The following is a 26,539-nucleotide window of genomic DNA, read 5'->3' as shown; positions in this document are numbered from 1 at the left end:
CCTCCGTTCTTCTGTTACGTCGGCGCCGCTCCGCCCGCGCCTGCGCCCGCTCCCGCTGCGACGCGTTCGACAAGCGGCTCGTTCCGTGCCGTATCGACGGACCGACAGCCCTCGATTTCTACTTCTTCCCCGTTCTCGATCGTAAAAGCAGGCCCCTCGTGCCGACCGATTCGCACGCGGTGGAAGCCGACGTCCCGCACGTTCCCCAGGTAGAAGCCTCGCGCCCGCATGGGCTCGAGCCCGGCCATCATGGCCGGAAGGCCGGGAACGGCGTCTTCCGCCATCGAAATCTCGATGTCGTCGAACGTGATTTCCGACACCGGCATCTCGGCCAATCCGTACAGGAACCCGGCCGCGGCATGCACGCGCCGAGCGGTAATATGGGCAAAATGAATGCGCCGGAACCGCGGCGTCTCTTCCGTGATCGGATAAGGATTTTTGTCCCAGACATAACGGTCCTTTCCGCGAGGTCCGCAGAAATAATACAGATTCAAAATGAACGGACAGACGACGTCTTCCATCACGATATGGCCGATCCGGACGTCTTCGACGATCCCTCCCCGGCCCCGCCGAGACTTGAAGCGAATTCCGCGGTCGGTCTGCTTGAACACGCAGTTCTGGATGACGACGTTGCGGATATCCCCGCTCATTTCGCTGCCGAGCACCACGGCTCCGTGTCCGTGCAGCATGGTGCAGCCCGAAACGGAAATGTTCTCGCAGGGAACCCGCTCCGCCGTATCCTCCGTGCCGGATTTGATAGCGATGCAGTCGTCGCCGACGTCGATCTGGCAGTTGACGATTCGCACGCCGGAGCACGATTCGGGATTGATGCCGTCCGTATTCGGCGAGTCCGCCGGATTCAGAATCGACAGATTGTCGATCGTCACGTCGCGGCACAGCACCGGATTGACCGTCCAGCTCGGCGAATTGACCAGATTCAGATCGCGCAGCGTGACGCGGCGGCAGCGGTCCAAGCCGATCAGCTTCGGCCGCGGGTAGGGAAGGTCCTCCGGCGAACCGCGATGCCGCTCCCACCACGGCTGTCCGCAGCCGTCGAGCGTGCCGCCCCCGGTCACGGAGACGTTCTCCAGATCGGCCCCGTAAATGCACGAGGCATGTACCTGCCGACTGACTCCTTCCCAGCGGGAATCCACGAGGGGATAGTCATCCGGCTCCGCGCTGAATTTCAGCACGGCTCCCGGGCTCAGCCGCAGCTCGATATGGCTGCGCAGGCGGAGCGAACCGGTCCGGTACACGCCGGCCGGCACGAATACCGTGCCGCCCCCGGCAAGCGCCGCGGCGTCGATCGCCGCCTGGATGCCGGCGGTCGCAGGCCGATCGGCGTTCGGCGCCGCCCCGTAATCGGCGGCATTATACAGACCCAAGCGTGCCGCCTCCTTCCGTCCCGGTCATGCCGGAAGCGACTGAGCGAACCTTATCCGCCGAAGCCGAAACGGCAGTCCGGTCGGGCATTTCTGCCCGGGAAGCTTCGCCGCGTCCCGCATCGGGCAGCGCCAGCTCGTATTCGACGCAGGCCTGCAGGAAGGCGCCTAGCCCTTTCTGATCGTTGGTCACGATCGGCTCGCTGATGTAATAAGCAAAGGTGCCGTCCCGCCGATCGGCTCCGCCGAGGCCGGCGACCTGGCAGTTTTTGTTCAGGTTGATCCAGCCTTCCTTCGTTTCGAGCACGAATTCGTCGACGATGCCGCGGAAAGCCCGATCCAGCATCTGCCTCCAGCTCTCGTCCAGCGCGCCGAGCCGGATGCCTTTGGCCGTCGCGTAAGCGATCATGCTGGAAGCGGACGCTTCCAGATAGTTGCCTTTGCGGTCCCCGCAGTCGACGATCTGGTACCAGACGCCGGAAGCTTCGTCTTGATAGCGGCGCAGCGCCGTGAGCGTATCGGTCAATATGCGGCGAAGTTCAGGCCCGTCGGCCTGTCCGCCGGGCAGCAGCTCCAGCACGTCGACGAGCGCCATCGCGAACCAGCCCAGCGAACGGCCCCAGAAATGCGGCGAAAGGCCTGTCTCCGGATCGCACCACGGCTGGACTTTCTTCTCGTCCCAAGCGTGATACAGCAGCCCCGTTTTCGCGTCCCGGGTATGCCGTTCGCACAGCAGGAACTGCCGGGTGACGTCTTCCAGACCTGCCCCGCCCGCAAAAGCAAGCTGATACTGCAGGTAGAACGGGGCGCCCATGTACAATCCGTCCAGCCAGATCTGATACGGATAAATCTGTTTGTGCCAAAACGCGCCTTCCGATGTGCGGGGATGATGTTCCAACTGACCCCGCAGCCGGTCCGCGGCCAATCGGTATTTTTCCTCGCCCGTCTCCTCATGCAGCGCGAACAGCAGCTTGCCGTTGTTGATATGATCGATATTGTACTCTTCCGGCGAATACCCCAGTATGCTTCCGTCTTCTCCGACAAAGTGATCCATCTGCTTGCGGATATAGCGGAAATACCGCTCCTCTCCGGTTCGGCGCCACAGCGCTTCGAACCCGCGCAGCACGACGCCGTAGTCGTACGACCATTTGCCGTTATGCCCGTTGCACAGATGCAGCAGCGGACTGCGTTCCATGATCGATTCCGCCGTGCGGATGCTCAAACTTTGCGTTTCCGGCATTCGATTGTTTTTCATAGGTTCCTCCTTTTCGACGAAACGAATCAAGACTGCACAGCCTTATACGCCGCTTCGTATTCCGAAATGATCGCCGCGCCGCCGGCGTTTTTCCAGCTTTCGACCGCCGCGTCGAAGCCGGCCCGGTCGATCTCGCCCAAGATGTACTTGTACGTCGCGTCGGTGATCGTCTTTTGCAGCTCGGAACCCTGCGTATTATACGTTTCCGACTCCAGCGAGTAGGCGGGGTTCAGCACGGCATAGTCGGCATTTTCGGCGATCAGCTTGTCGGATTCCTTTTTCAGCGGATCGGCGTCGTGAATTTCGTATCCGCTCTCTTTCGGCCGGCTGGCGGCGAACGGCTGCACTTCCTGCTGCCAGAGATCCGTATCGGTAATGGTCGCCGCGCCCTCGCCGTCCACCGTGTAATGCGTGCCTTCGATTCCGTAAGTCATCAGCGCGTAGCTGTCTTCGTCCATCAGATCGTTCACGAACTTCAGCACCCGTTCGAGTTCGGCTTCGTCTTTGACTTCGGATCTCGGGAACGCCAGCAGACCGCCGATGCCGTTATTGGCCGCCCAGATGGCGCGATCGGCTTCGCTGCCCGTCGACGTAATGTCGTTGACCAGCACCAGCTCCATATCGTCCTGGATGCCTTTCGCCATGTTGAGCAGGTTTTTGCTGTCGAAGATCGCGCCTACATAGATGCCGGCGCGTCCCTGAGCGAATTTCTGCTGCTGATCCGTTTTGGCGGTGACGGCAAAGTCTTGATTGATATATCCTTTTTCGTACAGCGTTTTCATGTAGTCCATCGTCTTCACGTAAGATTCCGTCATGAATTCCGGCGTCATTTTCCCGTCTTCGCTCACCTGCCAGTTGTTCGGCGTGCCGAAATAAGAGCTCAGCGTTTTGAACGCGCCGTAGATCAGGTCGCTGCGGTCCACGAAGCCCGTCGTGTCGTTTTTGCCGTTGCCGTCGGGGTCGTCTTCCGTAAACGCTCTTGCCACCTCCAGCAGTTCGTCCGTCGTATGCGGCGTCTCCAGTCCCAGCTTGTCCAGCCAGTCTTTGCGAATCGTCACGCCGTTGCGCGCCAGATCTTTCTGGAACGGAACGCCGTACAATTTGCCGCCGATCGAAGCGGACTTCCGCGTATCTTCGGAGATCTTCGCCAAATTCGGATAATCGTCCAGGTACGGTTCCACTTCCCAGAACAGGCCCGACTTGAGCGAATTTCGGACCGAAGAATTGTCCAGCAGCGTCAGCGTGACGATGTCGGCGAGCGAGTCCGAGGCCAGCGCGGTGTTGATCCGCTCCTCCTTCGACGCGTCCGGAATCCAGGAAAATTGGATGTCCGCATTCGTCTTTTCCTCGATCTTGTTCAGCACGGTATCGGTCGGCGGAGAGGCGGTATGCAAAATATTGAGCCAGCTGATCGTCGCTTTCGAATTCTCGTCGTACGGCTCGCCGGACGCGGCCTGGCTGCCGCCGCCTCCGCAGGCGCTCAGCAGCAGAAAGGTCGTGCACAGCGCCGCAGCAGCGGCTTTACGGGCTTTTTTTGCATTCTTCATGTGATTACCCCTTTTCTGTGGAATGAAGGATCGAAACGATGAAGGATCGCCGTGCGGTCAGTAAACGCCGTCTTCCCCGAATTTTTTGGCAAGCCTGTTGGAGAGCATGACCAGAACGAGTCCGACGACTCCCTTGAACAAGCCTACCGTCGTGCTGTAGCTGAGCTGGCCGTTTTTAAGCCCCGCCGTGTAGATGTACGTATCGAAAATTTCCGCCACTTCGCGGTTCAGGGAATTCAGCAGCAAATACATGTGCTCGAAGCCGAGGTCCAGCGTGCTGCCGATTTTCAAAATAAGCAGCGTGATGATGACCGGGCGAATCGCGGGGAGCGTCACATGCCACGTCTTGCGCAGCCGGCTCGCTCCGTCCATCTCCGCCGCTTCGTACAATTGGGTGTCGACGACGGTGATCGCGGCCAGATAGATGATGGTCGACCAGCCGAGTTCTTTCCAGATGATCTGTCCGATGTAGACGGTTCTCAGCCATTCCGGCGAGGTCAGGAAGCTGATCTTCGGCAGCCCTACGGCAGCCAGCAGCTCGTTCAATACTCCGCCGTCCACCGTCAGGAACACGTAGGTAATGGACACGATGATGACCCACGACATGAAGTGAGGAATATAGATGATCGTTTGGATCGCGTTTTTGAAAAAGCGGTGCCGTACTTCGTTGAGCATCAGCGCGAGAAGGATCGGCAGCGGAAAAAAGAAGACGATGTTCATCGCGAACAGGACCAGCGTGTTGCGCAGCAGCATGAAAAAGGTAGGTTCCGTAAACAGCCGTTCGAAATGCTTGAGACCGACCCACGGACTTTTCAGGATGCCCTGGAACGGCTGATAATCCTGGAAGGCGATCACCAGGCCCCCCATCGGAAAATACTTGAAGACGACGAAATACAGAAAACCGGGCAGGATCATCAGATACAGCAGCATGTGCTTGCGCAGACCGAATCTGCTCTTGCGCACGGCCCGACGATCAATCTCCAGCAGGGAAGCGCTTTGCGCGTTCACCGGCTTTGCCATCGCTTATCGACCTCACTCTCGCTTGAATTCCGATTGCCTCCCAAGCGTAAAGCCCGAAGAGCGTTCCGTATATAATCATCAAATGATAACGCTTTCAAATCCGCTCCGCTGCAGGGTTTCCGGCTCCCGGAACTCAGCTGATGATTACCTTCCGAGCAGATGATTATCCGAAAAAGCGTCCGTTTCGCCTTCAGCATCTCGCCCCCGGATTATATACGGAACGCCGCGCCGCTGTTATCGTGGAGATAGGCATTCAAGTCCATAAGGAGGTCCGCAACCATGGAGCATTTACCCGCAACCCGCAAACAAACGCTCGGCAGCCGGATGTTCAACATCGCCAACTACACGCTGCTGATCGCGATCGCCCTGATCTGTCTGGTTCCTTTTATCAACGTCATCGCCAGCTCGTTCGCCTCTACCCAGGAAGTCGTCTCCAAACGGTTCATTTTGTTCCCTACGACGTTTTCCCTGGATGCCTACCGTTATATTCTGTCTACTCCGACCATCTTCAAAGGTCTCGGCGTCTCGATCGGCGTCACGCTGGTCGGCACGTTCGTCAGCATGGCGCTCACCGCGCTGATGGCTTACGGGCTGTCGCGAAAATATTTGAGGGGACGCAATTTCATCAACTTCATCGTCGTCTTCTCCATGCTGTTCAGCGGCGGCATGATCCCGACGTTCCTGGTCGTGAAAGGCACCGGCCTGATCGATTCCTACTGGTCGCTGATTCTGCCCGTCGCCGTCAACGCGTTCAACCTGATCATCATGCGCAACTTTTTCCAGGCGCTGCCCGACGAGCTCGAAGAATCCGCGAAAATCGACGGCAGCAACGATCTGGGCATCTTTTTCAAAATCATGCTTCCGCTCGCCCTGCCGTCCATCGCCACCATCTCGCTGTTCTATGCCGTGACTTATTGGAACACGTACATGACCGCCATTTTGTACCTGAACGATTCCGGCAAATGGCCGATCCAGGTGCTGCTGCGCCAGATCGTCATCGTGTCGAGCGGCATGCAGGCGGAAGGCACCTCGGTCGACGTCATTCCTCCCGCGCAGACGATCAAGATGGCGGTCATCGTCGTCGCCACCGTGCCGATGCTGATCGCTTATCCGTTCGTGCAGAAGCATTTTACGAAGGGAGCGCTGCTGGGCGCGGTCAAAGGCTGATCTCCCGCGCTTCGCTCCTGTCATGCGCAGGCCCCGTCCTTCTGTGAAAACACAGGAGCACGGGGCCTTTTTCTCTCGGATTTCCCGCAGCGCCGTCATCGCCGCCTCACATGTTCTGTCTCAGTTTGCGGTATACGCCCGGCGTCACCTGTTCCTTTTTCCGGAAGGAGCGGATGAAGTTCTGCGGATTGTGGTACTGCAGCCTTTCGGCGATCTCTTTGACGGTCTGGTCCGTCTCGGTCAGCCATTTCTTCGCCATGTCGAGCCGGTAGCCCATCAAGTAATCGCTGAACGTAACGCCGAATTCCTTCTTGAAAATGCTGCTTAAGTAATTGGGATTGTAGTGCAGCCGTTCTCCGATCATTTCCAGCGAAAGCTCGCGATCGTATTCTTCGCGCACGATGTCCGCGATTTTTTGCGACAGGCAGCGGAACTGCTCGTTCGTCTTCTTCTCCATGCTGCGCACCATCGGGAAAATGACCTGTTCCACCAGAACGCGCTCCACTTCCTCCGGGTTGCGGATGCTGAGCAGACGGTGATACAGCTCGTGATTGTCCGCGGTCATCAGCACCTCGATGCCGAGCAGCTGCTCCAGCTGAATCAAATTATTGACCAGCCGGATCAGCATAACCTCCAGATTCATCGAATTGCGGCTCTTCTTCATGAATTCGGCCAGCAGCGGGTAAAGGGCCGCCGCTACCCGCTGCTCGTCCCCGAGGCGGATCGCGTCGAACAGCTTCGATTCCAGCTCCGCGGGATAATGCAGCAGGACGGGCCCGGAGACAAGCCCCGTAATATCCTCGTAAAAAATAATCGATTCCTTGCCGAGATTCAGCCGCTGATGCAGCGCCTGCTTGCTCATCTCGCATGCTTCCCGGCTCTTGAGCAGCTGCGGATACGCCCGGCTGATTCCGACGCTGACGGACAGCTTGAGATATTCCTTGACGGCGCGCACGATTTCTTTGGCATATTTGAGCATTTTGCGCCGAATTTCCGGATCGTCCGCTTCGTCGAACATTAAAAGGGTGGCCTGCGTGCTGTCGTTCAAAATGACCGGAAGCATGCGTTCGCGCGCAGGGACGATTTCTTCGGCGATCTTGTTCACGGCCAGCAGCAGCACGTCGCGGTCCGGCGTATCGCGCTTGCCCACGTTATCGAGCTGCACGAGCATCGTCACGTACCGGCGCGATTCGCCTCCGTCGTAACCGAGCCGGTGCAGCTGATGCTTCAGTTCCCCGGCGGCGATCCGGCTGCGGAACAAATTGAGCACGAACTGGGTTTCCAGCTGCGGCTTCTCCGCTTCCATCAGACTTTCCAGGCTCTGCTTCTCGCTCAGCAGCCGGTTAATCGAAGACAAGATCCAATCGATCTCATTCTTGACCGGCAGCGAGGACTGGGCGGGCAGACTCCGGGTAATCTGACGGATCGGCTTCGTGAAATGTCCCGCGATCCAGTAAGCCACGACGGCGATCAGCAGAATCAGGGCCAATTCCATCGCGATCAAGCCCAAACGTGTTCCCTTCAGCGCGCCGGCGATCTCCCCTTGATCCAGTACGGTAAAATAAGTCCAGTTGTTGTATGCGGAGCGGGAGTAAATCAGCCGGCCCTGCGATTGCCCCTCCGCCTCCCAATCGAGCATCCCGCCCGCTTCGCCGTCCCCTGCCGCCCGCGCCAAGCCGGTCCTCCGGGTCTCGTCCAGCGCCGGAGCATGAGGGCCGGAGCCGGTATCGTACATGAGATCCCCTTGTTTGTTCAAAATAAAAACACGTGCGCCGTCCTCGGTCCGAAGCGTACGGTTAAGCGTAGCGAGCGAGATATCCGACAGCGCGATCGCTTCCTTCTGTCTGGAAAAAGCCGGCAGCGTATTGACGAAGCGAATGCCCGACTCCGTTCGGATCCAGAACAGGCCTTTTTCCCGGTTTTCGATATACTGTCCGTACAGCCGTTCTTTTTCTTCGGCATCGATATGGGACAGCGTTCCGTTGGAGATCCGCCAATCCCGGTTCAGGCTGATCAAGGTGTATTCCGCGCCCTCCAGTCCCATCGTGGCGATATAATTCAGCTGCGAGTTCACTTCGCGGTACGCCTGAAAATCCCGCTCGGTGATCGGACGATCGACCGCTTCGCGGAACGAACTGGTCGTACTATATGTATTGAAAGCGTATTCAATAGTTCTGATTTTTTGTTCCAAGTTATTTTTGATCTGGGTAATGGAATTCTGTTTCTCCTCGGCCACGCTGTCGATCACGGAACGAACCGTCTGGATGTACGTGTAAATGCCGAAGCTGACGGCCAGGCCGACGCCCAGCAGAAGAATCGGAATAAACGTTTTGTAAAACATTCTTCCTTTTTTCATGGAATTCCTCCAGCGTTTATAAGATTCTTCCATATTATAACGCTTTCATCGGCTGTTTCGTAACCCCTATCTTTTTTCGCGCGGAAATCTGTCGGTCTGCCGACCGCTCCGCCTGCGACCGCTTTCCGACCTACTCTTCGCTCGGTACGAAACGCAGGGCGGCGGAATTCACCCGGTAATGCAGTCGGCTTTCGCCGGGACCGTCATACAGCAGGTAACCGAGTTTCAGGCCGGTCAGCCGGCTGACGAGCGCGGTTCGCACTTCTCCTCCGCTCAAATTCGCTTCGCGCCGGACGAGGTGGCTGTCCGCCGTCCGCGAAAAAGCCGGCCATCCGTCGCCGGCGTCGTACTTATGCGCCGAGTCGAACAGCGGATCTCCGCTCAGCCGGTCGACATAAAGACCTGACCGCGTCTCGTTCCAGTACGCATTGTCATAAGGCGGCTCCATATCACCCCGCACCATGACTCCGTATTCCGTTGCGGTCAGACGTTCGCGCAGCCGCTCGCGGTCGCTGTCCGTGTTCCAGTGCCCGCTTATGAACGCATCCCGGCCCGAATGCTGGCGGTATAGACGGTAATGGCCGAACCGATGCTTGTAATAATCCTGATGTTCTTCCTCCGCGGGATAAAAAGGACCGGCGTCGGCAATTTCGGTCACGATCTTCCCCTTGAAGCGACCGCTCTTCTGCAGCGCTTTCTTCGAGGCTTCCGCTTCCCGGCGCTGCTCTTCGTTATGAACGAAGATCGCGGTTCGGTACGAAGCTCCGCGATCCTGAAACTGTCCGTCGGCGTCGGTCGGATCGATCTGCTGCCAGAACAGCCGCAGCAGACGCGAATAAGGGAAGACGGCCGGATCGAACGTAATCTCCACCGCTTCCGCATGACCGGTCGTCTCGCTGCCGACTTCTTCGTACGTCGGATTCTCGGTATGGCCGCCGGTATAGCCGGAGACGATCTGTACAATCCCCGGCAGTTCGTCGAACGGCGCCACCATGCACCAGAAGCATCCTCCCGCGAAGGTCGCCCGTTCGAACGAAGGAGGACGGAGCGAATCGGACGGACGCTTATCCGAAGCGTTCCCTGCCCAATCGAATACGCTGCCGCCGAGCACGTCGGCATCCGGCTTCGATATGGATACGGGCGGCTTATCGGACGAACCCCGTTTTCCTCCGAAACGGCCGAGCAGGCGTCTGCCGATCTTCATGCCATCTCTCCTTATCCGAGTACGACGCATTTTGCGTCCTCGCCATGTCCGATCCGTCCCGATTTGACGACCGGAATGCCGCGTTCCCCGGTCAACTCCAATACGTAATCGCGAACGGCAGCGAACTCCCCGCGGTTTTCGAGTTCCGTGAACGTTCCCAGCAGCAGGCCCGAGCAGCGCTCGAAAGCGCCGGTCTGCGACAGCTGGGACAGCAGCGAAGCGATCCGGTTCGCGCCTCCGCCGAGCGATTCCAGCAGCAGCACCTTCCCTGCGAAATCCGGCCAATACGGCGTGCCGGCCAGCTTAAGCAGGCAGCGCAGATTGCCGCCGATCACGTCTCCGTTCAAATCTTCTCCCCGCAAAAATTCAAAATCGAAATTGTACAGATCCGGCAGCCCTTCGAAGAAGGTCCGATAAAATTCCTCCCGCTGCCGTTCCCCGTAGCCGCCGATCAAATTCATGGTGCGGTAATGGTAGGTGCGGACGCCGCTGCGCGCCGACACGGCGTTCAGCACGCTCGTCAGGTCGCTCAGCCCGAACATCGGCGTATCCGACTTCCGTATCGCGCCGTAATCGAGCAGCGGCAAAATTTGATTCGCCGAGTCGCCGCCCGAAATATCGAAAATGGCGGCAATCCGGGGATCGGCGAACAGCCGGTTCAGTTCGCCCGCCCGTTCGCCCGGAGTTCCGCTGAACGGACCGTGCGCGCGCATCAACGTGCGCGATTCTTCGACCTGCAGACCGAAATGGCGCAAATGGCCGGCGAGCGCGTCGATCCGGACGCGGTCTTCCGGCGCCATGCCGTCCGAACAAGCGATCAGAGCGACGGTGTCGCCGGATTTCAATCGGAATGGGGACATGTTTATCTCTCCTTTGGCTAAACAAGACGCGAGCGGGCGCGAGGCGGGTCGCTTGTGAATGCTTTCCGCTTCGGCCGTTTCGCCCGTCCTTTTCTTTAATTTTACACGATTTTCGCATCGCTTTCCGCTTGTCTTCCCCGCGCCCGTTTTTCGCAGTGCCGACCTGTGCGTTCCATGTGCTCCGTTTGCGCGTCGTTTTCGGCTCTTGCGCGGAGTGATTCCGGCGTTGATCGGGTTTTCGTTTTTGATGTTTTCTATTGTGAATTTTTCATTATTTTATTTATGTTGTGGTCTTCGGATGCGACAAAAGCCCCGTTTGTCAGAAACGGGGCTTTCGCATGTTGAGTCCTGTCCGTCCATTCAAGAAACTTGTTCGCGTTCCAACTGCTCGGGCGGCAGCGGCCGGCTGTAATAAAACCCTTGCACGTTATAACACTGCAGCTCCTGAAGCAGCGCCACCTGCTCGCTTGTCTCGACGCCTTCGGCGATAATTTTGAGGTCCAACTGCCTGGCCATCGAAATAATCATTTCGGCAATGGCTTTGCTGTCCTTGTCGGTGGTGATTTTGCGAATAAAAGAACGGTCGATCTTGAGACAGCTGATCGGAAGGCTGTGCAGATAGCTGAGCGAGCTGTATCCCGTTCCGAAATCGTCCATCGAGACCGAAATGCCGGCGCCTTTAAGTTGGTCGAGAATTTCGATCACATGCTCTTCGTTATGCATCATCGCGCTTTCGGTGATTTCCAGCTCCAGCAAGCGCGGATCGAGTCCCGTTTCTTCCAGCGTGTCCAGAATCGACTCGTAAATATCCGGCTTCATGAGATGAACCTGCGAGACGTTGACGGCAATCGGCAGAGGGTCACGCCCTCCGGCCTGCCAGCGTTTCGCTTGAAGACAGGCCGTACGCAGCACCCATTGTTCGATCGGAACGATCATGCCGCTCTTCTCCGCCAGCGGAATGAAACGAAGAGGCGATATTTCGCCGTGCTCGGGATGATCCCAGCGAATAAGCGCTTCGTAACCGATCGGCAGGCCGCTGCGAATATCGAATTTCGGTTGGTACAGCAGCCGCAGCTGGTTCCGTTCGATGGCGTATTCCAATTCCTGTTCCAGCCGAATCTCTTCCAGGCTGGTACGATCTTGGGCGGCATCGTAAAAACGGTACTGCGAGCTGCCGTTCTGCTTGGCTTCATACATGGCGGAATCCGCGTATTTGGTCAATAGTTCGCTCGACACCCCGTCTTCCGGGTATCGGGAGATGCCGACCGAGGCGGACAGTTTGACCGTATGCTTGCCGACTTCAAAAGGAGCGGTAAAGCGCTCGACGATACTGCCCGCCCATTTCTCCGCTTCGGCACGACTGCAAACGCCGGGCAATATCACGGTAAATTCGTCGCCTCCCATTCGGGCAAGGAAAGCGTTCGAAGGAATGCTTTCCTTGATCAGCCGTCCGGCGTGCTGAATGACGAGGTCTCCGAACGCATGGCCGAAAAAGTCGTTCACCCGCTTGAACCGGTCCAGATCGACGAACAGCAGCGTAAACGGTTCAGGCTTGCGCTCGCCGTAATTGGCGTAACGCTCGAGCGTGATTTCGAAAGATCGGCGGTTGGCCAATCCGGTCAGTTCATCGTGATAAGCCAGATGACGGATCGTTTCCTGATCCCGCTTGCGCTTGGTAATATTTTTGGCGATGCTGTAGGCGCCCACCACTCGGCGATCCACGACGATGGGCAGCGAGGTGAGCGAGTAAGATTGAACGTTTCCGTCGGCTCCCTTCAGATCGATATCCACCGTTCCGGGGCGGCCTCCGAGCACAAGCTTCATATGTTCGGCCACGATCCGCCTCTGCTCGCCGACAAACAGGTCGCTGAAGCGGACGCCCAGCACTTTTTTGCCCAGCTTTTTTCCGAGAGAATCGGCCTGCGCGTTCATTCCGACCACCGTTCCCTGATAATCGAATTCCAGCACGCCGTCGGGATTATGTTCGTAGAGGGAAATGTAATGCTGTTCGCGCTCGCGAATTTTGCGGCTCTGCAGCTTTTCGCGAATGCGAACGAACTCGTCCGGAACGGCTACCAGGCAGCAAACGACGGCCAGCATGACGAGATACGGGAACAAGAATGCCCGGTTTTCGCCGATTTCTCCCGACCGGTTATACGTATCCAGCGGCAGCACGGACAGCACGCATAAAAGGGGAACGCCGAACAGCGCAACGCCTGCCAGCACGATGCCGGGCATGCTCCAGCGCGAGTGCAGCCCGTGCTCGCGATTGCGGTTGGACAGCGTAATGAGACGGATGACCGCAAAACCCGTGCAAAAAGTCAGCAGCGAAGTCATGGCGACAAGATCGGGGTTCCATACGGCCAGGTCGCGAAACAGAAACAAAACGTTGGCGTAATCGAACAGCAGGATCGTCAGCGATACGACCAGTCCCGTCAAAAAGAAACGGCCCGCCCCGTTCGACGAAACCACCGAATAACGAATGGCCAGCGACGTCGCCGCCAAGCATCCCAGCACGGTAAACGCCAGATGAACGGCATAATAATCCCCGCTGACCGGAAGCTCCAAAGACAGCGGGGCCACGATATGACCGATACTGAAAGCGGCCGTGCCCAATAAAATTACGATTCCCTGCCTCCGTCTGACCCGACCGGTTCGCAGTTCCGATTGTTTCCATGCGGCACCGTACGTAATAAGCATGCAAGCCGCAATCGATCCGAGCAGCGCAATCGTCAAATATACCCCATTCAGTGATAGGATTTCCAGGATGTCGTTCATGATCTTCTCTCCCGCCTCTGTGGCTTTAGGGGCCCGATTGTGCAATATCCACCGCTGTATCCAACGATGATGAGCCTTTTATCATATAAGTTACCCAGCAATTTGAGTCTTGAAACCCGGTTTAGACATAAAAAAGGCATGCAAATGACAGAAAGTTCCTGTATTTGCATGCCGAACGGTATTTTCAAGAAAAACGATAGGATAAAAGACCCCTACGCACCGAAGCTCTGTTAGGTTTGCGACTCCGCCAACCCTTCAAGCACGCTTCCGAGGCGGGCTTCGATCCGCTGCCAGAGCTCCGTATCGGGCTTGCCGCTGAGCGAAATGCGCATGCCTTCCGCCGCTTCTTCGGCTTGACCGAGCAGCGATTCCGCTTCCGCTTCGAGCTTCCGCGCAAGCTGTACGCCGTAAAAAGCTTCGAATTCCGGCAGCCTGGAATCGGTAATATGCTGCAGAGCTTCCCGGAACGTCGACAAAGCCGCTTCGCGAACCACGTCGCGGCCCCGCTGTTCGAAAAAGGTTTTGGGGTTTTTGAACAGCGGCCACAGCGAAGCCCAATTCAAGGCTCCGCCGAGCTGCACTTCGGAAATCTCCGGCGTTTCCCATTCTCCGCCGCTTCCGCTCTCCAAGCGATCGAAAGGGGCTCCCAGAGCGGCCAGCCTTTCCCGGGCGTCGTCCAATTCCGCCTTCAGCATCCGCTGACCGGCGCGTTCGATCCGCAGCCCCGTCGCAAGCAGCTCGTTCTCGGCTTCGCGGGCGATCATTCGGGACAATTCCCGTCCGCAGGCCAGGAAAGACGCTTTCAGATCGCCCATTCCCGCATGCAGCTGCGCGGGATTGAAGCTTTCGGCGAACCAGGCGCCGAAGCGGAATTCGATCCGCTGACGAACGTGGAACAGCAGCTCCCGGATTTCGCGCACCAGCTCGGGCGTTTTGTCCGCCTTTCCGGCGGAGCGAACGACGTTCCGCGCTTCGGACAAAGAAAGGTCGAGCTTTTCGCGGCGGACCTTCCGCGCTTCTTCGCCCTGCGCCGCCTCCTGAATCCACTTGGACAGCCGATCGCGGGCCGACTCGATCTCCCGGTCCGCCGCCGCTGCCGCAAGCCCGGCCAGTTCTTCCGCAGCAAAATGCATCAATTCGCGTTCAAAGTCCGCAAAGCGGTCGAACGCAGCGCCGTACGGCGAATTCTCTTCGTTCGGAACGGCATCGGCTCTCCGCGCGCGGCTCTTGTTCTCCAGCGCGTTCAGACTGGAAACGGGATAGATGCGAGGCTGCATAATGCCTTCGCCGCGCAGCCGTTCCTCCAGATGCGCCGTCACTCCGGCGCACTCTTCCTCCGAATCGGCCAAGTCCGCGGCATTGACGATAAAGAAAGTCTTGTCGACCGTGTCGCTGCCTTTGACCCGGCCGAGCTGTGCCAGAAACTGTCGGTCGGCCCGGGAGAAAGCGTGATTGTAATAGGTGACGAACACGAGCGCGTCGGCATTTTTCATATAATCGAACGTAACGCCCGTGTGCCGCGCATGAACCGAGTCGGCTCCCGGCGTATCGACGAGAACGATGCCCTGACGCGTCCATTCGGAATCGACGTACAGGTCGATTCGCTTGACGAAGCAGGCGCGGCTTTCGTCCGCCGCATACTGCCTGAACTCTTCGGGGCCCGCCAGGTTTTCGGTGCCCAGCAGCGGCGCCGCCCGGTCGAAGCCTGCATCGGCGGCGCGCAGGAAGCTGTAATGCGCGCGGCCCGACGGATGGATACGGTCCGGGGTCAGCGCGCGGACTTCGGAGCGCCAACGCCCGAGTGCCGGGTCTTTTAGTCCGAGCAGTTCGCAGGCATCGGCCAGATCGCCCATCAGCTCGTCGTTCGTCTTCATGACGACAAGCGCTTTGCCGTGGTCTTCGGCGCGCTCCGGCGCCATGATCCGATTGATCGCCGCGGTCGTCGGATGCGGCGATACCGGCAGATACGCCTCGCCGAGCAGCGCGTTGGCGAACGAAGATTTGCCGGCGCTGAACGCTCCGAACAGGGCCAGCGTGAAGCGCCCTCCGCGCAGCGAAGCCTCGCGCTCGCGCATTGCCCGCAGGGACGAACCGAATGCCGGCAGCGGTTCGAGAAGAGCGGAAGCTTCGCGCAGACGGTCCGCCGCGGCATGCAGAATGCCGAGGCGGCCGGAAGCCGCGGCGCCGGCGCGGTGTTCGCCGAAATTCGGCATCCCCAAGAGAGCGTCTTCGCCGGACACGCCGGGCGAGCCGGGCGGCGGAGAAACCGCGTTCCCGCGTTCCGTCCCGGCCTGCGGCTCCCCGTTTTCGAACGATGTGCGAGCATGGGACTGTCCGCCTGCGCGCACCGCGCCGGAGGTGCCGGCGCTCTCTGCCGCTTCATCGGATCCGGCCGCGCCTTCGGCGGCTTCGGCGGCCGCTTCGGCTTCGCTCCGCAGCGCATCCAGCGCCGGCAGCGCGGCCGCCGGCAGAGCCCCGGCTTCGCCGAGCAGCCGCGACAGCTCCGCTTCGCGCCGGTCCAGCGCTTCGCGCACTTCGCGGCGGCGCCGCGCTTTGTCCGCGAGCGCTTCTGCCTCCGCAAGCTGGCCCCCGAGTCCGGCCAGCTGCTCCGCGTCCTGCGGCGCCCGGCTCTCCAGCAGCCGGTCGGCGAATTCCAGGGCCGCCCTGCGGAAGCGGCCGAGCGCGTCCGCGCGCAGATCGCCGGAGAAGTTCATGACATATTCCGGCGATACCCGGGCGCCTTCCTTCAGGCGCCCGGAGATCCAGCCGCTTTCGACACGCGGCAGCGCCCCTTCAAGCTGCGCTTCGCGCTCGGCGTTCCATACGCCGAGTTCCCGACCGAACGCGCGCAGCCGTTCGCGCACATGCACGTCAAGGCCCGCCTCGACGCGCTCCGCGAAATCCGCCGTCACGGCGGCCAGCCGCTGCCCGCGTTCCTGTTCGGTCTTTTTCTTCGAACCGAACAGCCCGCCCGCGCGGAAGCCCGGCGCCGACGCTTCCAAATACGATTGAATCAGGTCGCGCAGCGACGCCGGCATGATCGGCGCATTGTCCAGCGTCCGCCCCAGATCGTCCATCATTCGCTCACGGGCCTTCAAGCCCCGATTCGCCAGCTCGTCGCGCCTGGACTGAAGCGCTTGCAAGGCTGCTTCCGCTTCACCCTCGAGTTCCTGCTCGCGATCGTCAAGCGCCGCCGCTTCGTCGGGGCGAATGTCCCGCTCCCGGCTCAAATGGCGATCGATCAGATCCTGAACGGCCAGACGCACTCCCCGTTCCAAAATGCCTTCCCGATCTTGCAGCAGCCGTTCGATCAAAGAAACCAGTCCGTTCCAGCCGCTCAGCGGATGCTGAGGACGCTTGACGGACAAATACATGACGCCTGCCGATTCGATTTGCCAGTCGGCAAACGTGCGCTCGACCGTTTCGCGGTACAGCGCGAACGGCAGCTCCGATTCGCGGTGCTTGTCGACCTGATTGACGATCAGGACAAGCGGCTTGCCCAGATCGGACAGGCTTTTGGCAAACGCCAGATTCGTTTCCGACTGAACATGGTTGTAATCCATGACATAGAACACGACATCCGCCAAATGAAGCGCGGCATCGGTCGCGGAAGCGTGCGCCGCGTCGGTGGAATCGACGCCGGGCGTGTCGAGAAAAGCTCCCCCGCCCTGAAGCAGCGGAATATCGCCCCAGATCTCGACCGTCGCGTACGCTTCGCCGTCCTTGCAGTAACGCGCCAACGCTTCTTCCATCTCTTCGGGGGCCAACACAAGCTTTTTCGGCTCTCCGTTCCGCTCTCCTTCGGATAACGGAATACCGGCCGCTTCGTCCGACGGATGCAGCGTAATTTCCGCCCGGCGCTCTCCGCTGCGGATAATCGCGGCGTTCGCCGTCGTCGGCAGAGGCCCGGAAGGCAGCAGCGGTCCCCCGCACAGCGCGTTGATCAGGCTGGATTTGCCGGCCGAAAAATGGCCGAGAAAAGCGAGCGTCAGCTCCCTTCGGTCCCACTTGCGTTCCAATTGGCCGATCTTGGCCGCCGTCTCGGGATCTTCATATGAAATTAGAGCGGCACGCAGCCGCTCCAATGTCTTGTGCAGATCCCCGGATTTCATTGTCGTCTCCGCCATATGCTCCTCCAGGTTCAGCGCCGTTTAAACTTCGCTTAAGAAGCTTAAACGGACGGGATGAAAATTTCGAAAATTTTGCCGTGCTGCAAAATCGTGATATTGCGTTTTTTGTCGCGCATAACGACCACTTCCGGTTTTACCCGCATCTGTTCGATGTACTCTTCCGGAATGTCGGTGACCACGCCTACCGTCACGCCTTCGACTTCCGTATCTTCGTTTTCCGGAATGTCGCTTGCCAGTACCTGCTCGAAAATGTCCGAAAATTTTTCGAACTCATTGGTATAAACCGTTACGCATTTCATGTTTTCCATCGTGCCCATCCTCTTTTTGTGTAATTTTCAATCCGTTTTGCGCGGCATTCAGCCCGATTTGCGCGTTCTTCGCACCGTCGACGTCTTCATGCGTTTTTTGCCTTCCTTGCACACGTCGAGCAGCGGACAGACCTGGCAGTTCGGCGACTGCGCCTTGCAGTGATAGCGGCCGAAGAAAATCAAACGGTGATGCGTCATCGTCCATTCGTCCTTCGGCACCTTTTTCATCAGCTTTTTTTCGACCTCGAGCACTGAATCGCCTTCCGCCGCCAAACCGAGACGCTTCGATACGCGTTCGACATGGGTGTCCACCGCGATCGCCGGAACGTCGAATGCGTTCGAGACCACGACGTTGGCCGTTTTGCGTCCGACTCCGGGCAGCTTGACCAGCTCGTCGTGCGCGCTCGGAATCTCCCCTCCGTACTGCTCGATCAGCAGATGGCACAGACTTTGAATATGCTTCGCTTTGTTTCGGTAAAGACCGATTCTGCGAATATCCTGCTCCAATTCCTCGCGCGAGACCGAAACGTAATCGGCCGGGGTGTGATACTTCTCGAACAGATCCTTGGTCACTTTATTGACCGTCGCATCCGTGCACTGCGCCGACAGCAGAACCGCGATCGTCAATTCGAACGCGTTGCCGTGATCCAGTTCGCAGCGGGCGTCCGGATACATGCCGGCGATCGTATCCAGAATATGTCTGACCTTCGCGTTTGTCATGGCTCAATCCTTTTCCCGCGTCGTCATCACGAAGCTTCGCCGAATCCGGATCCCAAAGACAAACCGGCCGGCGCGAACGCTTGCGTTCGCACCGAGCCGGCCTGGCCGTACCCGACAGGCGCCGGGCGGAAATCTATTGTTTCGCAAGCTCGTACACGACGTTGTTATTCAGATACAATACGATTTTATCATCTCCGGCGAGCGATTGCACGCTGATATTCGTCGCGCCCTGATGAACCCAGGCTTCCGGTGCCAATTTGAACGAATTGGCTTCGGACGATCCCGGCGTCACTTTGACGTAAACGGTCTGCGTGACCGCATCGTATCTCCAGAAACTCTTGCTCAAAGCCTGGAAGGCGGTGAACAACGTGCTGCCGTCCGGCTGGACGACCGCCTGCACATGCTGTCCGGCCGTAAGCGTCGCGACTCCCGATACAATCGAACCGTTTTGGTTAACGTTCAGCGGCGTGACCGCTCCCGAATACGTACGGGTCGCGCCCGTCGACGTCAGCAGCGTAACGGAGCGGGAAGCCGCGTCGACGCTCTGGACCGTTCCGATCACGCTGTCCGACAGCCGGACTTTGGAAACGTCGGGACCGCTGAACGTGACGTCGACCAAGCTGCCGACCGTAAGGCCCGCATAGCCGATTTGTCCGCCCTGCGCATTGAGGATCAGCTTGTTGTCGACATACAGATTGGAAGTGACTCCGCCCTGCTCCACGCTCAGCCGGCTGCTTCCCGGCGTCGTGCCGGTTACCCGGAACTGTTTTGTCGTCTGCACCGCCACGGACTGCAGCGCCACCCGATCCGCATACAACGAAGCAACGACGCGATCGCCCGTTTTCACGTTCGACATCGTGGCATTGCTTACGCCATAGGCTTGGACGACGGTGCCCGTCGTGCCGTAAGGCAGCTTGACGCTGGTGCCGTCGTCGAGCTTCAAAGTGAGCGACAGCGCCGCCGCGTTCACCTGCTCGACGGTTCCTTCGTACTTATAAACGACTTCCAGTGACAGCAGGCGGCTGCTTACGGCCGTAAGATTCACTCCTCTGCCTTTGACCAGCAGCGGCTCGATGCCTTTAAGCGAGGGCGATAGCGACGCATTATTATAAGTCAATTTGGTATTCGCGTCGAGACTGAAAGCATGAGGCTTGCCCGCCGAATCGATCACGGCCAACACGCCCGTCGCCGGATCGTAAGAACTTACGGTCGCGAACGACAGTTGGGTCGCTTCCCGGTCTTTTACGACGATACGCGTGACTTCTCCGTTTCCGTTCAGCGTCAGCGTAACCCGGTCCCCCTGCTTCTTGTCCGCGATCAAATCCTGGAACAAGGCGGCTTTGTCGCCGATAACGACCGCCGCCTTGTCCGCGATCAGCTTGACTTCAAGCGCGCCGGAATCCGTTTGATACGTAAGCGTAGAACCGTCGACAGACGTTTGGTACAGCGAAGCCGTGATGGTGCGCTCGACGCTTTCCGTCACTTCGATCGTGCGGATCACATTATTCTCGACCGTATAACGAATTTTGCTGCCCGGCTTCAAGTCGGCCGCGTTCAGAATTTCGTTTTGGTAGCGGACGATCGAGGACGAATCGAGCTTGTATTGTTCGGATAAACCGGCGGAAGCGGTCAGCGTCACGGTACCCGCTGCGGTATCGACGGAGGCGACCGTTCCCGTGTCCGTCTTGCTGACGTTGCCCGATGTTACCTGTACGGTCAAAATCTTATTCTGCCCGGAATACGTTTCGCGCAGCAGCGTTACCCGGCTTCCCGCGCTGACACTTTTCGGATCGACTTTATTTCCGTTCTGATCGAGGAAAACGGTCGAAGCGTCGTACTCGTATTTCGGATAATCGTTCTCCGCTTTCATCCACAGCGTATTCGATCCGGTGACGCGGTCGAATTCGCCCGTAATCGTCTCGACCTGCGGCTTGGCGTCGACGATCTCGACGTAAGCGGCCTGCTGTCCCGTCCCCGCCGCCATGACGCGCGTATACAGCTGCACGGCCGACGGTTGGACTTTCGCCTCGGAGTCGGCCGCAAAATAAACGGTGCCGGAGCCGAGCGCATAGGTCGTGCTTTTTCCGTCCGCGTAAAGCGTCAGGGAATTGGGGGTCAACCCCGTCACGATGCCCGTGGTCATTCCCGCGTATGTAGGGGTAATGTAGCTTTCGGCGCGGCTCAAGAACGTGGCCATCTGCGCGCGAGTGACCGATCCCGCCGGATTGAACTTGTTGTTTTCCACGCCCTGGGCGATGCCCAGCTTGACGGCCGTGCTGACGTATCCCACGCTTCCTTTCGCGATGGAGGCGTTGTCGGCGAACGACGTCGCGGCGGACGAAGCCAAAGCTTCCGACTCTTTGCCGATGGCGCGAACCAAAATTTTGGTCACCCATTCGCGGCTGGCCGGCTGGGTTCCCCAGGACTTGCCTTCGGCGTCGCTCTCCTCCGCGGATTTGATCAGGCCTTTATCGAGCGCCAGATCCACGTAAGGCTTGAAGTAGTTGCTCACGGTAAGTCCGTTCGGAAGTACCGCCGTCTCGGCCGAGCCGAGCTCGCTCTCCGCTCCGATGAAACGGATCGCCATCGTGATCGCTTCCTGGCGCGTAATGTTGTCTCCGGGCTTGAACTGCCCGTTTTGCCCGAGCACGATTCCCTGCGCCGCGAGTTTATAAATATGTTTTTCCGCCCAGTAGCCGGATTTGACGTCGCTGAAACCTGCCGGAACGGTCGCCGAAGCTGCCGCGGCGGGCGCTGCCGCTGTCGGAGCCGTCTCCGCGGCCAGCGCGAACGAGCCTCCGCTTGCCCCCATCATCACGGCGAGCACCGCCGGTACCATTTTGCTTGCTTTCACCGATTTCCCGCCGGATTGGCGCCGGTTGTATTTGAACTGCTGCATGTTTTCCATGTCCCCTTTCCTCTTGTCACAAGCGATTGAGCGTTGAACATAAAGAATTCGCCGCCGGCATCTTTCTTTCCTGCCGACGGCGAATTATGAAAGAATCGTAACTATTTCACGGGCTTCGGTTTTCGTCGATTACACGCCCAAGTATTCCAGCAGACCCTTGGCGATCGCTTCGGCCACGCGCTGCTGGAAATCTTCTTTTCTCAGCTGCGCCGCATCGTTCGCGCTGCTTACGAAACCGACTTCCAACAGCGCGGCAGGCATCGTCGTCTCGCGGATGACGTGGAAATTGCCGTACTGCACCTTGCGGTCCTTGAATCCGGTCGCCTGCAAAATGTACTTGTGCAGCGTAGTCGCCAGCGCCTTGCTGTTATCCCGCTGATAGTACGTTTCGGTACCGGTAGCCGCTGCCGAACCGCTGTTGTTATGAATGGAGATGAAGACGTCGGCGTTGACGTTCTTCGCGACGCGCACGCGTTCTTTAAGTTCCAGGAACGTATCGTCGCTGCGGGTCATGACGACATCCACCTTCGAATTTTTTTTCAAAATGGCTTCCACTTTGAGCGCGATGCCCAGGTTGATATCCTTCTCGCGGATGCCGTTGCCTACGGCGCCGGGATCCTGATTGCCGTGACCGGCATCGATCACGATGACCTTTTTGCCGCTGCCGCCCACGTTGGTGTTCGGCGCCGTTACCTTATCCAGAGCAACGAATACGGAAGTGCCCTCGGTGGACAGTTTGTACGTATTTGCGCTCTTCAGGTCGATGACGACCTGCACCGTGTTCGGATTCGACTTCGGAATGAAGTAGCGCACCTGGGACACGTTGGCCGCGTTCGGAACCGCGATCGTGCCGACTTCGCCTACGGCCAGGTTGCCGCCGATGGCGGGACCGAAACCGGTATTCGACAGTTCGAGCAGAATCCGGTTAGGACCGGCAAGGACGGAATCTTTTACGCTTACCGAGCGGTCCGTCGTTACCATCAGACGGTTGTCGCTGAAGCTGATGGCCTGTACTCGAGCCAGAACCGCGTTCGGAACGTTTGCGCCGCCGTTGGACGACGCCGGCGGCGTCGAGCCGATCTGGCTCCCCGCCGGATTGCCGGAAGTGAACAGATAAACGGTTTTGGCCGTATTCTCCCACTTGACTTGAAGACCCATCTGCGAGCTGACGAAACGCAGCGGCACATAAGTCGTTTGATTTTCAGCCATTGCCGCTTGAGTCAGAGAAACAATCGCTCCGTTTGCCGTGGCCGTTTTCTGGTTAATGGTGAGTACAACGGTATCCGCGCCGCTGCCGATCGTAACCTGCTGCGCCGCTTGATTCCAACCCACTTTGTAACCCAGTTCCTCGGACACGACCCGGATCGGCACCATCGTGGTCTGATTGACGGTTAATACGTCCGCATTGGCCAATTCCCGATTGTCCAATACGATTTTGGTTCCCGAAGATGCCGCTTGTCCCATATGCGGGAGCAAGAACATCAGCATCAGGACCGCCATCACTGTCGTTAACACGTACTTTTTCATTCATCCACCTCTAAATTCTTCGCTTTTTTCGTCGGACTTTTGACCTAGGACGCTTGCTCCCAAACGCCTTCGGGCAATTCCGAACTATTGACATCCCAACAGCTGCTCACGTTAGCTTAGACGCGGACTTTTCTCAAAAGTTGCGACATTTATTGCATTTTTGTCACCAATTTCGCTTTAACTTCTGTCTTCCCGCACGCCGCAGGGAATCGACGGTTTTTTTTGCGCGGATTTTCGCCCGTTGTTTGCGCGATTTGGAATCCCGGTTTTTGCGTCGCCCGGGACTGCAGACCGGGATATTTTCGCGCGTCCCGAAGCAGTCGCCGACCTTCCTTCATCGGGCCCGGTCGTCCGCCTAACGCAGGTTGTTTCATTTATACTATCGGCAGAACGGGCGGCCAAAACTTAGAGTTCGGACAAAAAACCTCGCCCTTTTTTTAAAATATCGTCATCCGTCCGTTCGTCTGCCGGGTCGTTCGAGAAACAAAAGCTCAATCGGCGTTCGGTTTTCAACAATTTGTGCAGCCTCGGACGAAGAAGACGCGCCTTGTTGTCGTTGAAAAGGCTTCGCTCGGCAGGAATGCCGTTTTGCCCTCCGGGCGTCTTTCTGACCCCGCAGCAGTAAACCCGGTCCGCTTCTTCCCCGTCTTGACGGCTTAACCAGGCGACCATCGCTTCTCTCTCCTCCGCAGACTTTTTCGCGGCGGCCCGAAGCGGGACGAACCCGCCGAAGTAGTCGTAAAAGCGCCGAAACGCCTCGCCGAGATTTTCCTCGTAATCGATGCCGAAGTAAGTTCGAAGTTCGCGCGCGTCGATGATGAACTGCCAACGGCTTGCCGGTACCGACAACCGGTCCCGCGCATTTGCGGTATTCAGAAATTCCAGCTCCGCCAGCGCCTGCTCCGGCCGACTCCCGCTTTCGCCGTACAGCTTCACCAGGACGACATACGTCCGCTTTCGATGTTCGAACAAAAAGGAATCGACGCACCGGCCTTTTTTTTCCATGTCTCTTTTTAACTTCTCCAGATTGCCCAGCAGCGGCGAACGCATCTTCTTCTCCTCTTTCCGATAAATGATGAACCTGACAATCCATTATAGACCGAAGCCGCGCATCCTTCCAGGCATGCGTCTTCGGTCTCGCCCGGGCCGAACAGAAAAAGCCGCCTGCCCGAAAAAGGGCGGCGGCGAAACGGATCGGACACGAGCGGTTACACGTAAGCGCGCTCGGCGCGCTTGGCTTCGTAGGCCGAAATCTCGTCTTCGTGCTGCAGCGTCAGACCGATATCGTCGAGTCCCTGCAGCAGGAACTGGCGGCGGTGTTCGTCCAGATCGAAGTCGATCCGCAAACCGTATTCGTCGGTGAGCGTTTTTTGTTCCAAGTTGACGTTCAGCCGGTAGCCTTCATGCTGCGCCGTACGGGAGAACAGCTCCTGTACCTGCTCCTCCGACAGCTTGATCGGCAGAATGCCGTTTTTGAAGCAGTTATTGTAGAAAATGTCGGCGAACGACGGCGCGATTACGCAGCGGAATCCGTAATCCATAATCGCCCACGGAGCATGCTCGCGGGAAGATCCGCAGCCGAAGTTGGCTCGGGAGATCAGCACTTCGGCGCCTTGATAGCGCGGCTTGTTCATCTCGAACGAAGGATTGACTTCGCCCGCTTCGTCGAAGCGCCACTCGAAGAACAGGAACTGGCCGAAACCGGTCCGTTCGATGCGTTTCAAAAACTGCTTGGGAATGATGGCGTCCGTATCGACGTTGACCCGATCCACCGGGGCGACGAGTCCGTTTAACTGTTTGAATGCTTCCATATGAGTCCCTTCTTTCCGGAGATTGGTCAGATCACGGCTTCCGTCTTGAATTTCCAGTCGCGCACGTCGGTGAAACGGCCTTCGATCGCCGCGGCGGCGGCCATGGCCGGCGATACGAGATGCGTCCGTCCTCCGCGGCCCTGCCGTCCTTCGAAGTTGCGGTTCGACGTCGACGCGCAGCGCTGTCCCGGCTGAAGCACGTCCGGGTTCATCGCCAGACACATGCTGCAGCCCGCCTCGCGCCATTCGAAGCCCGCTTCGCGGAAAATGACGTCCAATCCTTCTTCTTCGGCTTGAAGCTTGACGCGGCCCGAACCCGGAACGACGATCGCCGTTACCCGGTCCGCGACCTTGTACCCTTTGGCGATTTCGGCCGCGGCGCGCAGATCTTCGATACGCCCGTTGGTACAGGAGCCGATAAAGACATAATCGATCGGAATGTCCGACATCCGGGTTCCCGGAACCAGATCCATGTATTCCAGCGCTTTTTCGGCGGCCCGGCGTTCGTTCTCCGTCGCGAAGTCGGCCGGATTCGGCACGACCGAATCGATGTTCGAGCCCATGCCCGGGCTGGTTCCCCAGGTCACCTGCGGAATGAGGGAATCGACATCGAATTCGACGACGCGGTCATACTGGGCGCCTTCGTCCGTTACGAGTTTTTTCCAATCCGCCACCGCCGCTTCGAACGCTTCGCCCTGCGGCGCATACTGGCGTCCCCGGATATGCTCGAACGTCGTTTCGTCCGGCGCGATCAGTCCGGCTCTAGCTCCGCCTTCGATCGACATGTTGCAGACCGTCATCCGCTCTTCCATCGTCAGACTGCGGATCGCTTCGCCCGTATATTCCAGCACGTAACCGGTCGCGAAGTCGGTACCGTATTGGGCGATAACGCCCAGGATCATGTCTTTTGCGGTCACGCCCGGTTTGCGCTTGCCGTTAAAACGGACTTCCATCGTCTTCGACTTGCCCTGCTGCAGACACTGGGTCGCCAGAACATGTTCCACTTCGCTGGTTCCGATGCCGAACGAGAGAGCGCCGAACGCGCCGTGCGTGGAAGTGTGGCTGTCGCCGCAGACGATCGTTTTGCCCGGATGGGTCAGCCCCAGTTCCGGTCCCATGACGTGCACGACGCCTTGATCGAGCGTGTCGAGATCGAACAGCTTGACGCCGAAGTCTTTGCAGTTCTGCGTCAGCGTATCGATCTGCTGTTTGGAAATCGGGTCCTTGATGTTGAAACGGTCGGTCGTCGGCACGTTATGGTCCATCGTCGCGAACGTGCGGTCCGGACGGCGAACCTGGCGGCCGCTCAGGCGCAGTCCTTCGAAAGCCTGCGGCGACGTGACTTCGTGCACCAGATGCAGATCGATATAAATGATGGACGGTTTGCCCTCTTCCTGATGAATGACGTGATTGTCCCAAATTTTCTCGTACATGGTCTTTTTGCTCATCTTATTCACCCCGCTGCTGGATTCGAACCGACTGTGCTGCCCGTAAAGCGCCGGTTTTGTTATTGCGTTAAATATAACATGGCGATGTCTCATTGTTCCAAGATATAATAACTATAAT

At 58.4% G+C, this 26,539-nt stretch carries 17 protein-coding genes; 1 reads left to right on the top strand and 16 read right to left on the bottom strand.

What is annotated here, in order from left to right:
• Window positions 1-14: 14 nt before the first annotated feature.
• The 4 genes from GYN08_RS03215 to GYN08_RS03200 are packed head-to-tail and all read right to left on the bottom strand — an operon-like array spanning window position 15 to window position 5,114.
• On the bottom strand, window positions 15-1,385 hold the full coding sequence (locus tag GYN08_RS03215; RefSeq protein ID WP_166272413.1) for a glycoside hydrolase family 28 protein: 1,371 nt from the start codon (window positions 1,383-1,385) through the stop codon (window positions 15-17).
• Window positions 1,372-2,637: a glycoside hydrolase family 88/105 protein gene (locus tag GYN08_RS03210; protein WP_235945727.1), complete on the bottom strand. Its 1,266-nt coding sequence runs from the start codon at window positions 2,635-2,637 to the stop codon at window positions 1,372-1,374. Before GYN08_RS03210 ends, GYN08_RS03215 begins: the two co-directional genes overlap by 14 nt.
• Before the next feature lie 26 nt (window positions 2,638-2,663).
• On the bottom strand, window positions 2,664-4,184 hold the full coding sequence (locus tag GYN08_RS03205; protein ID WP_166272411.1) for an extracellular solute-binding protein: 1,521 nt from the start codon (window positions 4,182-4,184) through the stop codon (window positions 2,664-2,666).
• 57 nt (window positions 4,185-4,241) lie between these two features.
• Entirely contained in the window at window positions 4,242-5,114 is an 873-nt protein-coding gene (locus GYN08_RS03200) for an ABC transporter permease (RefSeq protein WP_166273096.1), read from the bottom strand.
• A gap of 369 nt (window positions 5,115-5,483) precedes the next feature.
• On the opposite strand from GYN08_RS03200, the gene GYN08_RS03195 reads away from it, so the two are divergent.
• Window positions 5,484-6,371 (top strand): carbohydrate ABC transporter permease, encoded by an 888-nt coding sequence (locus GYN08_RS03195; RefSeq protein WP_166272409.1) that lies wholly within the window; start codon window positions 5,484-5,486, stop codon window positions 6,369-6,371.
• 106 nt (window positions 6,372-6,477) lie between these two features.
• On the opposite strand, the gene GYN08_RS03190 is transcribed toward GYN08_RS03195, so the two are convergent.
• The 12 genes from GYN08_RS03190 to leuC form a co-directional block, all read right to left on the bottom strand.
• The gene (locus GYN08_RS03190) at window positions 6,478-8,727 is read right to left on the bottom strand and encodes a helix-turn-helix domain-containing protein (RefSeq protein ID WP_166272407.1); all 2,250 of its coding nucleotides are present in this window, start codon (window positions 8,725-8,727) and stop codon (window positions 6,478-6,480) included.
• A gap of 130 nt (window positions 8,728-8,857) precedes the next feature.
• Window positions 8,858-9,721 (bottom strand): peptide-methionine (S)-S-oxide reductase MsrA, encoded by an 864-nt coding sequence (gene msrA, locus GYN08_RS03185; protein ID WP_235945853.1) that lies wholly within the window; start codon window positions 9,719-9,721, stop codon window positions 8,858-8,860.
• A 221-nt stretch (window positions 9,722-9,942) separates the two neighbouring features.
• The gene (locus tag GYN08_RS03180; RefSeq protein WP_166272403.1) at window positions 9,943-10,791 is read right to left on the bottom strand and encodes a S66 peptidase family protein; all 849 of its coding nucleotides are present in this window, start codon (window positions 10,789-10,791) and stop codon (window positions 9,943-9,945) included.
• Between the two features lie 360 nt (window positions 10,792-11,151).
• A complete protein-coding gene (locus GYN08_RS03175; protein WP_166272401.1) occupies window positions 11,152-13,569 on the bottom strand; it encodes a putative bifunctional diguanylate cyclase/phosphodiesterase in 2,418 nt (805 codons plus the stop codon).
• A 230-nt stretch (window positions 13,570-13,799) separates the two neighbouring features.
• Window positions 13,800-17,696 (bottom strand): dynamin family protein, encoded by a 3,897-nt coding sequence (locus GYN08_RS03170; protein ID WP_166272399.1) that lies wholly within the window; start codon window positions 17,694-17,696, stop codon window positions 13,800-13,802.
• A gap of 44 nt (window positions 17,697-17,740) precedes the next feature.
• Window positions 17,741-17,998 carry an NAD/NADP transhydrogenase alpha subunit gene (locus GYN08_RS03165; RefSeq protein WP_166273095.1) on the bottom strand — a complete coding sequence of 86 codons (258 nt, stop codon included), beginning with the start codon at window positions 17,996-17,998 and terminating at the stop codon, window positions 17,741-17,743.
• A gap of 57 nt (window positions 17,999-18,055) precedes the next feature.
• A complete protein-coding gene (nth, locus tag GYN08_RS03160) occupies window positions 18,056-18,727 on the bottom strand; it encodes an endonuclease III (RefSeq protein WP_166272397.1) in 672 nt (223 codons plus the stop codon).
• A gap of 133 nt (window positions 18,728-18,860) precedes the next feature.
• Window positions 18,861-21,635, bottom strand: coding sequence for an S-layer homology domain-containing protein (locus tag GYN08_RS03155; RefSeq protein ID WP_166272395.1), 2,775 nt, complete (start codon window positions 21,633-21,635; stop codon window positions 18,861-18,863).
• Window positions 21,636-21,764: 129 nt separating this feature from the next.
• Window positions 21,765-23,162 (bottom strand): N-acetylmuramoyl-L-alanine amidase, encoded by a 1,398-nt coding sequence (locus tag GYN08_RS03150; protein ID WP_166272393.1) that lies wholly within the window; start codon window positions 23,160-23,162, stop codon window positions 21,765-21,767.
• 405 nt (window positions 23,163-23,567) lie between these two features.
• Window positions 23,568-24,212 (bottom strand): DUF6037 family protein, encoded by a 645-nt coding sequence (locus GYN08_RS03145; RefSeq protein ID WP_166272391.1) that lies wholly within the window; start codon window positions 24,210-24,212, stop codon window positions 23,568-23,570.
• A gap of 158 nt (window positions 24,213-24,370) precedes the next feature.
• Entirely contained in the window at window positions 24,371-24,973 is a 603-nt protein-coding gene (gene leuD / locus GYN08_RS03140; RefSeq protein WP_166272389.1) for a 3-isopropylmalate dehydratase small subunit, read from the bottom strand.
• 26 nt (window positions 24,974-24,999) lie between these two features.
• Window positions 25,000-26,421 (bottom strand): 3-isopropylmalate dehydratase large subunit, encoded by a 1,422-nt coding sequence (leuC, locus tag GYN08_RS03135; protein WP_166272387.1) that lies wholly within the window; start codon window positions 26,419-26,421, stop codon window positions 25,000-25,002.
• Window positions 26,422-26,539: the final 118 nt, after the last annotated feature.

This window comes from Saccharibacillus alkalitolerans, assembly GCF_011090185.1.
In the GTDB taxonomy this organism is placed as follows: Bacteria; Bacillota; Bacilli; order Paenibacillales; family Paenibacillaceae; genus Saccharibacillus; species Saccharibacillus alkalitolerans.
This window is presented reverse-complemented; position numbering and strand designations above follow the sequence as displayed.

Bases quoted from the DNA above. Each gene is read 5' to 3' on its own strand.
- GYN08_RS03210 (WP_235945727.1), bottom strand. From the start codon at position 2,637: ATGAAAAACAATCGAATGCCGGAAACGCAAAGTTTGAGCATCCGCACG.
- GYN08_RS03205 (WP_166272411.1), bottom strand. From the start codon at position 4,184: ATGAAGAATGCAAAAAAAGCCCGTAAAGCCGCTGCTGCGGCGCTGTGC.
- GYN08_RS03200 (WP_166273096.1), bottom strand. From the start codon at position 5,114: ATGCTGCTGTATCTGATGATCCTGCCCGGTTTTCTGTATTTCGTCGTC.
- GYN08_RS03195 (WP_166272409.1), top strand. From the start codon at position 5,484: ATGGAGCATTTACCCGCAACCCGCAAACAAACGCTCGGCAGCCGGATG.
- GYN08_RS03190 (WP_166272407.1), bottom strand. From the start codon at position 8,727: ATGAAAAAAGGAAGAATGTTTTACAAAACGTTTATTCCGATTCTTCTG.
- msrA (WP_235945853.1), bottom strand. From the start codon at position 9,721: ATGGTGGCGCCGTTCGACGAACTGCCGGGGATTGTACAGATCGTCTCC.
- GYN08_RS03180 (WP_166272403.1), bottom strand. From the start codon at position 10,791: ATGTCCCCATTCCGATTGAAATCCGGCGACACCGTCGCTCTGATCGCT.
- GYN08_RS03175 (WP_166272401.1), bottom strand. From the start codon at position 13,569: ATGAACGACATCCTGGAAATCCTATCACTGAATGGGGTATATTTGACG.
- GYN08_RS03170 (WP_166272399.1), bottom strand. From the start codon at position 17,696: ATGGCGGAGACGACAATGAAATCCGGGGATCTGCACAAGACATTGGAG.
- GYN08_RS03165 (WP_166273095.1), bottom strand. From the start codon at position 17,998: ATGAAATGCGTAACGGTTTATACCAATGAGTTCGAAAAATTTTCGGAC.
- nth (WP_166272397.1), bottom strand. From the start codon at position 18,727: ATGACAAACGCGAAGGTCAGACATATTCTGGATACGATCGCCGGCATG.
- GYN08_RS03155 (WP_166272395.1), bottom strand. From the start codon at position 21,635: ATGGAAAACATGCAGCAGTTCAAATACAACCGGCGCCAATCCGGCGGG.
- GYN08_RS03150 (WP_166272393.1), bottom strand. From the start codon at position 23,162: ATGAAAAAGTACGTGTTAACGACAGTGATGGCGGTCCTGATGCTGATG.
- GYN08_RS03145 (WP_166272391.1), bottom strand. From the start codon at position 24,212: ATGCGTTCGCCGCTGCTGGGCAATCTGGAGAAGTTAAAAAGAGACATG.
- leuD (WP_166272389.1), bottom strand. From the start codon at position 24,973: ATGGAAGCATTCAAACAGTTAAACGGACTCGTCGCCCCGGTGGATCGG.
- leuC (WP_166272387.1), bottom strand. From the start codon at position 26,421: ATGAGCAAAAAGACCATGTACGAGAAAATTTGGGACAATCACGTCATT.